Origin of the sequence: Bradyrhizobium sp. NAS80.1, assembly GCF_001908205.1 — a bacterium.
GTDB lineage: Bacteria > Pseudomonadota > Alphaproteobacteria > Rhizobiales > Xanthobacteraceae > Bradyrhizobium.
The window spans coordinates 21,033-33,922 of sequence record NZ_LGHL01000148.1 but is presented as its reverse complement, the minus strand read 5'-3'; the positions used below and the strand labels follow the sequence as shown (position 1 = coordinate 33,922).

The following is a 12,890-nucleotide window of genomic DNA, read 5'->3' as shown; positions in this document are numbered from 1 at the left end:
TTGGTCTGCGCGAATGGCCCAAGGGCCAAGCGCGCTGGGAGTATGGATTCCGGGCTCGCGCTGCGCGCGCCCCGGAATGACGAGCAGGAGATTTGATGTCCATTCTCGAAAACACCATTTCCCCCGGAAGCGCCGCCTACCACGCCAACCGCGACGGCATGCTCGCCCTGATCGACCGCATGCGCGCGCTGGAAGAGCGCACGCGCGCGGCGTCGGCGGCTGCGAAGGATCGCTTCCACAAACGTGGCCAGTTGCTGCCGCGCGAGCGGGTCGCGCTGGTGCTCGATCCCGGCGCACCGTTCATCGAGCTGTCCACGCTCGCCGGCTACATGTTCGACGTGCCGGATCCGAACAAGAGCGTGCCCGGCGGCGGCGTCATCGCCGGCATCGGCTTCGTCTCGGGCATCCGCTGCATGGTCAGCGCCAGTGATGCCGGCATCGATGCCGGCGCGCTGCAGCCCTTTGGCCTGGACAAGACATTGCGCGTGCAGGAGCTCGCGCTGGAGAACAAGCTGCCTTACGTGCAGCTCGTCGAGAGCGCCGGTGCCAATCTCCTGCGCTACCGCGTCGAGGATTTTGTACGCGGCGGCAACATCTTTCGCAATCTTGCGCGGCTCTCGGCGGCAGGCTTGCCGGTCGTTACCGTGACGCATGGCTCGTCCACCGCCGGCGGGGCCTATCAGACCGGCCTGTCCGACTACATCGTCATGGTTCGCGGCCGCACCCGTGCCTTCCTCGCGGGCCCGCCGCTGCTGAAGGCAGCAACCGGCGAGATCGCGACCGAGGAAGAGCTCGGCGGCGCCGAGATGCACACGCAGGTCTCGGGCCTTGGCGACTATCTTGCAGAGGACGATCGCGACGCACTTCGCATCGCGCGCGAGATCATGGCGGCGCTCGAATGGGAGCGGCCGGGCAGGGCAGCGGCGCAGTTCAAGCCGCCGCGCTACGACCAGGACCAGCTGCTCGGCATCATGCCGATGGATCACAAGCGCCCGGTCGATATGAAGCAGGTGATCGCGCGCATCATCGACGATTCCGATTTCACCGAGATGGCGCCGAACTACGGCCCGGCTACCGTCTGCGGCCACGCCCGCATCGAGGGCCAGGCGATCGGTATCATCACCAACAACGGTCCGCTCGATCCTGATGGCGCCAACAAGGCGACGCATTTCATCCAGGCCTGCTGCCAGACCCGCACGCCGCTGCTCTATCTCAACAACACCACCGGCTACATGGTCGGCAAGGCCTATGAAGAGGCCGGCATGATCAAGCACGGCTCGAAGATGATCCAGGCCGTGACCTCGGCGACGGTGCCGCAGATCACGATCTATTGCGGAGCTTCCTTCGGTGCCGGCAATTACGGTATGTGCGGGCGCGGCTTCCATCCGCGCTTCTGCTTCTCCTGGCCGAATGCCAAGACCGCCGTGATGGGCGGGGAGCAGGCCGCCGAGACCATGGCGATCGTGACCGAGGCCGCCGCTGCGCGCCGCGGCAAGCCGATCGAGAAGGACAAGCTGGAGGCCATGAAGGCGCAGATCGTCGGCGTATTCGACGGCCAGATGGATGTGTTCTCGACCAGCGCGCGCGTGCTCGACGACGGCGTGATCGATCCGCGCGATACCCGCGCGGTCCTCTCCGAGGTGCTCGCGATCTGCCGCGAGGGCGATACGCGCACACCCCAGCGCATGCAATTCTCGGTGGCCCGCCCATGAGGAACGGACCAGTGCAGCACCGGCCTTTCTTCAAGGTCCTCGTCGCCAATCGCGGCGAGATCGCATTGCGCGTGATGCGGAGTGCGCGGCAGCTCGGCCTTGGCGTCGTTGCGGTCTATTCGGATGCCGATCGCGATGCGCTCCATGTGCGGCAGGCCGACCAGGCCGTGCGCATCGGCGAAGCGCTGCCGGCGCAGTCCTATCTCAACATCCCCGCGATCATCGCCGCGGCCAAGGCCAGCGGCGCGGATGCGGTGCATCCCGGCTACGGCTTTCTCGCCGAGAACGAGGAGTTTGCGAGAGGCTGCAAGGATGCCGGCCTCGTCTTCATCGGCCCGTCGCCGCAGGCGATCGAGGCGATGGGCAACAAGGCCGGCGCCAAGGAGATCATGAAGAAGGCGGGCGTGCCCTGCGTGCCCGGCTATCAGGGTGCCGAGCAGGGCGACGAGGTCATGCTCGCGGAAGCCAAAAAGATCGGCTTCCCCGTGATGATCAAGGCGGTCGCGGGCGGCGGCGGGCGTGGCATGCGGCTCGTGACCGACGCCGCATCCTTCCCTGATGCGCTGCGCAGCGCGCGATCAGAGGCGAAAGCGGCGTTCGGCGATCCCACTGTTATCCTCGAACGCGCCATTCAGAACCCCAGGCATATCGAGATCCAGGTCTTCGGCGACAGCCACGGCAACGCCATCCATCTCGGTGAGCGCGACTGCTCCGTGCAGCGGCGGCACCAGAAGCTGATCGAGGAGGCGCCGTCACCCGCAGTGACGCCGGAGCTTCGTGCGAAAATGGGTGACGTCGCGGTCGCCGCGGTGAAGGCGCTGCGTTACGAAGGCGCCGGTACGCTGGAATTCCTGCTCGATGCGAGCGGCGAGTTCTATTTCATGGAGATGAATGCGCGCCTCCAGGTTGAGCATCCCGTGACCGAGGCGATTACCGGGCTCGATCTCGTCGAGCTGCAACTGCGCGTCGCACGCGGCGAGCCGCTGCCCGTGAAGCAGCAGGACATCCGCTTCTCGGGCCACGCCATCGAGGTCCGGCTCTGCTCGGAGGATGCTGCGCACGATTTCATGCCGCAGTCCGGCCGCATGGCGCGCTGGCAGGTGCCTGATAGCATCCGCGTCGAGCATGCGCTGCAATCGGGCTCGGAGATCCCGCCGTTCTACGATTCCATGATCGCCAAGGTGATCAGCCATGGCGCCACGCGCGAGGAGTCGCGTGGGCGGCTGATCGTCGGCCTGGAGCAGCTCACTGCGTTCGGCGTGACCACCAACCAGGCCTTCCTGATGTCCTGCCTGCGTCACCCCGGCTTTGCCAAGGGCGAGGCGACGACGGCTTTCATCGACACACATCGTGACGAGTTGTTGGCGCCACGGGCAGGCGCCGCTTTCGATACAGCGCTGGCGGGCCTGCTGCTCTACGTCACAAGCCCGCTCGCGCCGTCATGGCGCGGCGGTCGGAGCCTCGCGGCGACATTTCCGCTGCCGGCGAAAATCGAGATCGCCGGCCACACGCATGAACTCGAAGTCACGCGCGGGCGCGATGGCGGTTACACCGTCGCCTTCGATGGCCGCGAGAACAGGTTCGAGATCGACCAACTCGATCCCGACACTGTCCGCTTCCGCCACGACGGCGTGACGGACAGTGCAAGGTTCCTCCGTGACGGCGACCAGTTGTACGTCCAGTACCGCGGCATTCCGCTCACGGTCACCGATCTGACGCTCGCCGCGCCAAAGGCCGGCGCAACCAATGGCGGCGACGGCAAAGTCCGCGCCGCCATGAATGGCCGCGTCGTCGCCGTCCTGGTCAAGCCAGGCGACCGCGTCACCGCCGGTCAGCCGGTGATGACGCTGGAGGCGATGAAGATGGAGCACGTCCACAAGGCCGGCATCGACGGCGTCGTCGCCGCGATCGACGTCGCCGAGGGCGAGCAGGTGACGACGGGCAGGATCGTGGCGGAGATCGAGGCGGGTTAGAGCGGCAGGCGCTGCTGTCGTAGGGTGGTGGGCAAAGGCGCATAGCGCCGTGCCCAGTCGTGCGGCGATTGTACGGGGAGGGTGGGCACGCTTCGCTTTGCCCACCCTACGGCACCTACTGGCTCCGTCCCGTCCCCTCATTGAGCAAACACGCCACCCGGTGCCCATCGCCCGCGTCCACCAGCGCCGGCCGCTCCGTCTTGCATCGCTCCATCGCAAACCGGCAGCGGGTGTGGAATGCGCAGCCCGAGGGCGGATTGACCGGGCTCGGCACATCGCCGTCGACCAGCGGCGCTAGTTTTTTCGCGAGCGGGTTGGCGATCGGCACGGAGGCGAGCAGGGCCTGCGTGTAGGGATGGCGCGGGTTGCGAAACAGCTCGTTCTTGTCGGCGATCTCGACGATGCGGCCCAGATACATGACGGCGACACGGTGGCTGATATGCGCGACCACGGCGAGGTCGTGCGCGATGAAGAGATAGGAGAAGCCGTGCTGCCGTTGCAGGTCGATCAGGAGGTTGATGACCTGCGCCTGGATCGAGACGTCGAGCGCGGACACCGACTCGTCGCAGACGATCAGGCGCGGTTCCAGCGCGAGCGCCCGCGCAATGCAGATGCGCTGACGCTGGCCACCGGAGAATTGATGCGGGAAATTCCGCATCTGGTCGGGCCGCAAGCCGACCTGCTCGAACAGTTTTGCGACGCGCGCCTCCAGCGCCTTGCCGGTCGCGAGACCATGCACGGCCAGCGGCTCGCCGACGATGTCGCCCGCGGTCATGCGCGGATTGAGCGAGGCGAAGGGGTCCTGGAATACGATCTGCATCGAGCGGCGGTGCGGGCGCAGCGCCGTCTTGGACAGATGGGTGATGTCCTCGCCTTCGAGGCGGATTTGCCCTGAGGTCGGTTCGACCAGCCGCAGCACGCTGCGTGCGACTGTCGACTTGCCGCAGCCGGATTCGCCGACAAGGCCCAGCGTCTCGCCGGTGCCAAGCGAGAACGAGACGCCATCGACCGCATGCACGGTGCCGACCTGCCGGCGCAGCACGCCGGCGCGCACCGGGTAATGCTTCCTAAGATCGGTGACTTCGAGCAGCGTCTCGGTCATGCCACCTCCGCCACTTCGGCCGCGCGCCAGCAGGCAGCGAGATGGCCGCCGCCCCAATCGTCCAGCGGCGGATACTCGGCCTCGCAACGTTTGACCGCGAGCTTGCAGCGCGGCGCAAAGGCGCAGCCTTTTGGAAGCCGGACCAGCGACGGCACGGTGCCCGGGATTTCGTTCAGCCGCTCCTGCGCCGCGGCGCCGGACGCCGGCACGGCCGGAATCGAGGCCATCAGCCCGCGCGTATAGGGATGCTTTGGCGCGGCAAAGAGCGCTTCGACGCTGGCCTCCTCGACCTTCCGGCCCGCATACATCACGATCACGCGCTGCGCGGTCTGCGCGACGACGCCGAGATCGTGCGTGATCAGCACGAGGCCGGTGCCGAGCTCCTTCTGCAGGTCGAGGATCAGGGCCAGGATCTGCGCCTGGATGGTGACGTCGAGCGCAGTGGTTGGCTCGTCCGCGATCAGGAGGGCCGGCCGGCACGCCAGCGCCATCGCGATCATCGCGCGCTGGCGCATGCCACCGGAGAGTTGATGCGGATATTCCCGCGCGCGGCGGGCCGGTTCAGGAATTCGCACCAGCCGCAGCATCTCGACCGCGATATTTTGTGCCTCTTTCGACGGTATGTTCCGGTGCAGCCGCACGGCCTCCACGATCTGGTCGCCGATCCGCATGACCGGATTGAGAGAGGTCATCGGCTCCTGGAAGATCATGGAGATGCGGTTGCCGCGGACCGCGCGCATCTGTGCTTCATCCAGCGCCAAGAGATCGGTGCCTTCGAGCGAGATGGAGCCGCCGACGACGCGGCCGGGGGGATCTGGCACGAGCCGCATCAGGGACAGCGCGGTGACGCTTTTGCCGCAGCCGGATTCACCGACGATCGCCAGCGTCTCGCCGCGCCTCACGCTGAACGAGACATCGTCCACGGCCTTGAACAGGCCGGAGTTGGTGAAGAACACCGTCTTCAGGTTCTTCACTTCGAGCACGATATCGGATTTTTCCGCCATCAGCCGCGCTGCCTCGGGTCAAGAATGTCGCGCAGGGCGTCACCGAACAGATTGGCGCCGAACACGGCGAGGCTGATCGCGATGCCCGGGAAGATCACGAGCCATGGCGCGGTGCGGACATATTCGACCGCGGACTCGGAGAGCATGCGCCCCCATGACGGATAAGGCTCGGGAATGCCGAGGCCGAGGAAGGAGAGCGAAGCTTCGGTGAGGATGGTCGAGCCGAGCTGGGCGGTCGCGAGCACGATCAGCGGCGCCAGCGTGTTCGGCAGCACATGACGGAGCGCGATGCGGACCTCGCTCATGCCGATCGACTTGGCAGCCTCGACGAATTGTAGCTCGCGCAGCGCCAGCGTGTTGGCGCGGATAACGCGGGCAACCGTCGGGATCAGCGGGATGGCGATAGCGAGGATCACGTTCGGCAGCGACGGGCCGAGCGCGGCGGTCATCACCAGCGCCAGCACAAGCAGCGGCAGCGCCTGGAGGATGTCGGACACGCGCTGGAACACGAGATCGACCCAGCCGGAGAGATAACCGGAAGTGAGGCCCACGATCACGCCAATGGAGCCGCCAAGCGCGGTCGAGCCGATGCCGACCGCGAGCGAGATCCGTGCGCCATGGATGATGCGGCTGAAGACGTCGCGGCCGAACGAGTCCGTGCCCATCCAGTGCGCCAGGCTTGGGCGCATCAGCGCGTGGGCGGAATCGACCGTGAGCGGATCATAGCGCGCGATGAAATCGGCGAAGATCGCCGTGAGCACGAATGCCGTCATGATGACGAGCCCGGCCGCACCCAGCACGTGCCGCCGCGCCAGGAACAGCACGCGCCGCCAGCCACCGGTTGCGTGCGCGCCGGCCCGCCTCAGTTCAACGTCAAAGTCGATCGCGGCCATGTCGCTACCTTCCCCCTCGCCCCGCTTGCGGGGAGAGGGTTGGGCTGAGGGGGGCTCTCCGCAGGGACGGTGAAAGTTGGACTCGCGGAAGCTCCCCCTCACCCGAATTTGCGCGTTGCGCAAATTCGACCTCTCCCCGCAAGCGGGGAGAAGTGAAAGAGAGCGAACACGCTGTGTGAGCAAAAATCATACGATCAATCCGTGTACCGGATACGCGGATCGAACACCGCGTAGAGCATGTCGACGGTGAAATTCGCGAATACCACCACGACCGCGATGAACATCACGAGGTTCTGCACGATCGGATAGTCGCGCCAGCGGATCGCCTCGACCAGGAAGCGCGCGACGCCGGGGATGTTGAACACGGTCTCGGTGACGATCAGGCCGCCGATCAGGAACGCCGCCTCGATGCCGATGACAGTGATGACGGGCAGAATCGCGTTTTTCAGCGCGTGGTGATAGTTCACGGCCGCATCGGATGCGCCCTTGGCGCGTGCGGTTCGGATATAATCCTGCCGCAGCACCTCCAGCATCGAGGATCGCGTGATGCGCATGGTGAGCGCGGCACTGCGAAAGCCGACGGCGGCCGCCGGCACGGCATAGGTCGCGAAGGCTTCCAGCCAGGTCTGCGGATTGGGATTGAAGATCGGCATCTGGCCGAACATTGCCACCGACGCGGTGAGGATGAGCAAGCCGAGCCAGAACGAGGGCAGCGACAATCCGCTGAGGCTAACGACGCGCAGCGCGTAATCGAGCTTTGTTCCCTGCTTCACCGCGCTGATGACGCCGAGCGGGATGCCGATCGAGGCCGAGAACAACAGCGCAAGGCCAGCGAGCCGGGCCGTGATCGGGATCCGCGGCAGGATCTCCTGCAGCGCGGGCTTCTCGGAGACGTAGGAGTAGCCGAAATCGCCGCGCAGGAAGCCGCTGATCCAGTGCCAATATTGCACGATCAGCGGCTGGTCGATGCCGAGTTCCTTCTCCAGATTGGCCTTGTCGGCGGGGTCGACATAGCCGGCCGCGGCGAACAGGATGTCGACGATGTTGCCGGGCACGATGCGCAGCAGGAAGAAGATGACGATCGAGATCCCGAACAGGGTCACGAGCATCAGGAACAGGCGTCGCACCAGATAGGCAAACATGCATCGCCTCCTGTCGAACCCGTCAGCCGCCCGAGGCCTGCGCTACTTGTCCATCCACACGTCTTGGTAGCGATAGCCATTATACGAGCTGTTCGACATCACCGTCACGCCCTTGACATAGGGTTGCCAGCAGGTGCCGGCCCGCGCATGGAAGACGATCGGGCGGGCGACGTCCTCCTGCAACTTCTTGTCGATGTCCCAGACCAGCTTCTTGCGCTTGCCTGCGTCGGTCTCCTGCGACTGCACGTCGAACAGCTTCTCGATCTCCTTGTTGCAGTAGTTGGTGTAGTTGCGCTCGGAGCCGCAGGAATAGTTCTCGTAGAAGGACTGGTCGGGATCGTCGACGGCATTGCCGGTCAGGTTGAGACCGAGCATGTAATCCTTGCGCGCGACCTTCGGGAACCAGTTCGCGGTCTCCACGACGTCGAGCTCGCCGTCGATGTATATGCTCTTGAGCTGGTCGATAAGGATCACGGCGGGATCGCGATACTCCGCAAGGTTACGCGTCGAGACCTTGACCGGGAGATGCTTGTCCGGACCATAACCCGCCTTCTGCATCAGCTTCTTCGCCTCCTCGCGGTTGGCGTTCACATCCGGGCCATAGCCCGGAATGCTCTCCAGCAGGTCCTTCGGCATGCCCCAGAGCCCCTGCGGCGGTGGCAGCATGGTGCCGCCGATATCCGCTTGTCCTTCGAACAGGATGGAGACGAACGCCTTGCGGTCGAGCGCCAGCGCCATGGCGCGGCGGATATCGACGTTGTCGAACGGCGGCGCCGAGGAGTTGACGATGATGTTGGTCGAGACGTTAGTTGGCTCGACCACGCAAATCGCGTTCGGCGCCTGCGATTTCACGTCCTTCAGGAGCGGAATCGTGATGTGCGTCGGAAAGGTCATGTCGAACTTGCCGGCGACAAAGGCGAGGATGGCAGTCGAGCGGTTCGGGATGATGGTGAATTCGATGCCGTCGAGATAGGGGCGGCCCTTGCGCCAATAATCCGGATTGCGCGTCAGCTTGATCGATTCATTGGCTTTGAACTCGACGAACTTGAACGGTCCGGTGCCGATCGGATGCGTGCGCATGTCGCTGGGCGAGACGTGGCAGGGATAGATCGGTGTATAGCCGGAGGCGAGCAGCGCGAGCAGCGAAGGCTGCGGCCGCTTCAGGTTGAACGAGACCTCGAAATCGCCATTGGTCGCGACGTCGTTGACCTCGTTGTACCAGGCCTTGCGCGGGTTCTGCCGGAACTTCTGCTGCGACTTGCCCATCAGCATGTCGAAGGTGCATTTGACGTCGGCCGAGGTGAAGGGCTTGCCGTCATGCCATTTGACGCCCTGGCGCAGCTTGAAGGTCAGCGTTTTGTTGTCGTTGATCCAGGCCCAGCTCTCGGCGAGTTCCGGGACGATGTTGTTGAGGCTGTTCTGCGGCTCGTCCTGCTTGTAGATGACGAGATTGTTGAACACAGGCATGAAGGGAACATTGAGCGAATAGGTCGCGCCCTCGTGGATCGAGGCATTGCCCGGGCTGTCGCGATGATACATCCGCAGGATCCCGCCCTGCTTGGGCTCGCCGGCGAGCGTGGTGGTTGAAGTTGTCAGCACAGATAGCGCCGCCACTGCGGCGAGCGCCCACACGCTCCGCATCCTCGTCCTCCCTGACACATCAACTTTTTGGGCCTTTTGCGGCCTGTTTGATGAGACGATAGCGACGCTGGCGCAGTGAGGCAACCGGCAAGGCCGCCTGCTGTCTCGACAATTCGGATGACGGAAAGCCGCAGGCCTTCACATTCTTATCATGTGAGAGTGCAGGTGCGAACGCGCTGGCGGAACTGAAGTGTATCGCCGCCCTTCAAGCACTCAGCTGTCGTCCCGGACAAGCGCAGCGAAGCGGAGCGCAGATCCGGGACCCATAGCCACAGGGAGTAGTTTGGCGAAGGCTCGGAGTTGTCAGCTCGCGCCGCGACTTCGCCCTGTGGTTATGGATCCCGGGCTCGCGACTTCGTCGCGCCCCGGGACGACACCCTTCGTGTGGTCGCGCCCTGTGCATCTCACGCACGAGGACGGCGTAGCCCCGCTCACACAATCCTAGACGCCTTGTTCCCCCAATACCGGTCCCGCAGCAGCCGCTTGTACAGCTTCCCCGTCGGCAGCCGCGGCAGCTCCTTTTCGAAATCGACCGAGCGCGGCACCTTCTGCCGCGACAGCGACTGACCGCAGAAGGCGATCAGCTCTTCGGCAAGCGCGGGTCCCGGCACGACGCCGGGCATCGGCTGCACCACCGCCTTCACCTCTTCGCCGAGATCCGGATTGGGCACGCCGAACACGGCGGCATCGGCAACCTTGGGGTGGGTGATCAGCAGATTCTCGCATTCCTGCGGATAGATGTTCACCCCGCCCGAGATGATCATGAAGGTGGCTCGGTCGGTGAGGTACAGGAAACGATCGGCGTCGACATAGCCGACGTCGCCGACCGTGCTCATGCTGCCGTCGGCCGAGCGCGCCTCCTTGGTTTTCTCGGGATCGTTGAAATATTCGAACGACGATGCCGTCTTGAACCAGACCTGGCCCGGCGTGCCGGTCGGGCACTCCTGCATGTTCTCGTCGAGAATATGGAGGTCGCCGAGCAGAACTTTGCCGACGGTGCCGCGATGGGCGAGCCATTCCTCGCTGTTGCAGGCGGTGAAGCCCAGGCCTTCGGTCGCGCCGTAATATTCGTGGATGATCGGGCCCCACCATTTGATGATGTCGTCCTTGACCAGCGCGGGGCAGGGCGCGGCGGCATGGATCGCGACCTCGAGCGAAGACAGGTCGTAGCGCGTGCGCACCTCCTCCGGCAGCTTCAGCATGCGTGAGAACATCGTTGGCACCAGCTGGGTGTGCGTGATGCCCCACCTTTCGACGAGCTGGAGGTAACGCTCGGGATCGAACGTCTCCATGATAATCACGGTGCCGCCCATGCGGATCGTAAGGTTCACAGCGGCCTGCGGCGCGGAGTGATAGAGCGGCGCCGGCGACAGGTAGACCATGCCCTCGCGGTAGTGCCAGAGCTTCGTCAGGAAATCGAACAGCGGCAGGTTGTGCTTCGGCGGCTCCTCGGGCAACGGCCGCATAATGCCTTTCGGCCGTCCGGTCGTTCCCGACGAATAGAGCATGGCGGTGCCGAGCCATTCATCAGGGATCGGCGTCTTCGGCAGGTCGGCGGTCGTCTCGGCAAGGCCGACGATACGCTCGCTCTCGCCGGGGCCGTCGACGACGATGCAGAGCTTGACGTCGGGACAGGCCTTGATCGCCTCGCGCGCGATGTCGAGCTTGGCCATCGACGTGATCAGGATCTTCGACTGGCTGTTGACCAGGAGATAGGCGAGCTCGCCTGACGTCAGGAAGGAGTTGATGCAGGTGTAGTAGAGGCCGGACCGCTCGCCCGCGCCGCAGGCTTCGAGATAACGCGAATTGTTCTCCATGAAGATCGAGTAGTGATCGAGCCGCCTCAAGCCGTGCTTGCGGAACAGGTGCGCCAGGCGATTGCTGCGCGCATCGAGCTCGCGATAGGTGACGGTCTCACCGGTCGCGGCCATGATGAAGGCGGGCTGGAGCGGGCGCAGGCGGGCATGGTGACCTGTGTACATCAGTCCTCCGGTTCTAGATTATGCGGCGAGAAGCAGGATTTCGCGAATGTCGGCGGGGCCGCCGATCTTGCGCGGGTTGCGCGGGATCCAGTTCGTGCGCATCGCCTGTTCGGCGATGGCATCGAAATGTTCCGGCAAGATGCGCATATCCGAGAGGCTGCGCGGCATGCCGAGCGAGCGAATGAAGGCATCGAGCACGTCGGCGGCGTTCTGGCCGGGGAAACCCATCGCGGCCGCGACGATCATCTGACGTTCGGCATTGTCGCGTGCATTCCAGCGCATCACCGCGGGCAGCATGATGCAGGAGGTGTAGCCGTGCGGCACGTCGAACGCCGCGCCTAGCACATAGCCGATGCCGTGGCTCGCACCCATCGGCACGCCGGCCGAAAATGCGCCCATCGACAGCCAGGTGCCGATCTGCGCGTCCATCCGGGCGTCGAGATCGGCGGGATTGGCCTTCACGCGCGGCAGCGCGTCAGCGAGCATGGACAGGCCTTTCACCGACTGTGCGTCGGCGTAGGGGTGCGTCTCGCGCGAGCAGATTGCCTCCACGCAATGGTCGACGGCGCGGATGCCCGTGGAGAGGAACAGCCATTCCGGCGTATGCACAGTGATGGCGGGATCGAGAATGGTCGCACGTGGCACAGTGAGCGGATGCCGCAACATCTGCTTCACATGCATGCTGCGGTCGGTCACGCCCGCGATCGAGCTGAACTCGCCGCCGGCGATCGTGGTAGGCACACTGATCTGCCGCACGCGAGGGGCGGTCAACTCGGGCGTGACGCCCTTATGCACGCGGATGCGATCGATGCCCTCGATATTGTCGATGTCGTTGGCAAGGCAGAGCTGCACCGCCTTGGCGCCATCAGTGACTGAGCCGCCGCCCACGGTGACGATCAGGTCGGCGCCTGCCTCGCGCGCCGCGTTGGTCGCCGTGACCACCGCCTCGCGCGGCGTGTGCGCCGGCATGGCGTCGAACAGGCCGGCGCAGCGTGCGCCGAGCGCCTCCTTGATCTTCGCGATTTCGTCGGTCTGCCGGTTCAGCGTGCCTGATACCATCAGGAAAGCGCGGCGCGTGCCCAGCCGGTCCATCTGCGCAACGATGGCGCCGGCCGCAGGATGGCCGAACACTACCTCCTCGATCGCGCCAAAAACGACACGTCCCTGGTGCACGCCTGTCCTCCCCGGACAATTCGTCTTGTTTTTGTGATGGCAGTCTAGCCGAGCGCATGCCTCTCGTCATGCGTGAAGATGCTGGCGCTCTTCTCCCTCTCCCCGCCTGCGGGGAGAGGGTTGGGGTGAGGGGGCTCTCCGCCGGGGGAGGTGATAGCTGGACCCGCGGAAACTCCCCCTCACCCGGATCGCATTGCGATGCGATCCGGCCTCTCCCCGCAAGCTCACCAACCGTCGCGTGTGCGCGGCCGTCTCCCTCCCTGTCAAC

9 protein-coding genes are annotated in these 12,890 nt (G+C 65.0%); 2 read left to right on the top strand and 7 right to left on the bottom strand.

Annotated features, from left to right (window positions below):
• Positions 1 to 95 precede the first annotated feature (95 nt).
• Together AC629_RS30955 and AC629_RS30950 are read left to right on the top strand one after the other, a co-directional pair.
• On the top strand, positions 96 to 1,712 hold the full coding sequence (locus AC629_RS30955; protein ID WP_084808635.1) for an acyl-CoA carboxylase subunit beta: 1,617 nt from the start codon (positions 96 to 98) through the stop codon (positions 1,710 to 1,712).
• Positions 1,709 to 3,685 (top strand): acetyl-CoA carboxylase biotin carboxylase subunit, encoded by a 1,977-nt coding sequence (locus AC629_RS30950; protein WP_084808634.1) that lies wholly within the window; start codon positions 1,709 to 1,711, stop codon positions 3,683 to 3,685. The genes AC629_RS30955 and AC629_RS30950 overlap by 4 nt, the downstream gene beginning before the upstream one ends.
• Before the next feature lie 115 nt (positions 3,686 to 3,800).
• Here the strand turns inward: AC629_RS30950 and AC629_RS30945 are convergent, their stop codons facing one another.
• From AC629_RS30945 to AC629_RS30915, 7 genes are all read right to left on the bottom strand, one after another.
• On the bottom strand, positions 3,801 to 4,787 hold the full coding sequence (locus AC629_RS30945; protein WP_084808633.1) for an ABC transporter ATP-binding protein: 987 nt from the start codon (positions 4,785 to 4,787) through the stop codon (positions 3,801 to 3,803).
• Complete coding sequence (locus AC629_RS30940) at positions 4,784 to 5,791, bottom strand: ABC transporter ATP-binding protein (protein WP_084808632.1); 1,008 nt, start codon at positions 5,789 to 5,791, stop codon at positions 4,784 to 4,786. The genes AC629_RS30945 and AC629_RS30940 overlap by 4 nt, the downstream gene beginning before the upstream one ends.
• Positions 5,791 to 6,684, bottom strand: a complete 894-nt coding sequence (locus AC629_RS30935) for an ABC transporter permease (protein WP_084808631.1) — start codon at positions 6,682 to 6,684, stop codon at positions 5,791 to 5,793. Before AC629_RS30935 ends, AC629_RS30940 begins: the two co-directional genes overlap by 1 nt.
• Before the next feature lie 194 nt (positions 6,685 to 6,878).
• On the bottom strand, positions 6,879 to 7,826 hold the full coding sequence (locus tag AC629_RS30930) for an ABC transporter permease (RefSeq protein WP_084808630.1): 948 nt from the start codon (positions 7,824 to 7,826) through the stop codon (positions 6,879 to 6,881).
• A 42-nt stretch (positions 7,827 to 7,868) separates the two neighbouring features.
• Positions 7,869 to 9,467 (bottom strand): ABC transporter substrate-binding protein, encoded by a 1,599-nt coding sequence (locus AC629_RS30925; protein ID WP_084808629.1) that lies wholly within the window; start codon positions 9,465 to 9,467, stop codon positions 7,869 to 7,871.
• A 431-nt stretch (positions 9,468 to 9,898) separates the two neighbouring features.
• Complete coding sequence (locus tag AC629_RS30920) at positions 9,899 to 11,449, bottom strand: AMP-binding protein (protein ID WP_084808628.1); 1,551 nt, start codon at positions 11,447 to 11,449, stop codon at positions 9,899 to 9,901.
• Between the two features lie 18 nt (positions 11,450 to 11,467).
• A complete protein-coding gene (locus tag AC629_RS30915; protein WP_084808627.1) occupies positions 11,468 to 12,622 on the bottom strand; it encodes an iron-containing alcohol dehydrogenase in 1,155 nt (384 codons plus the stop codon).
• Positions 12,623 to 12,890 lie beyond the last annotated feature (268 nt).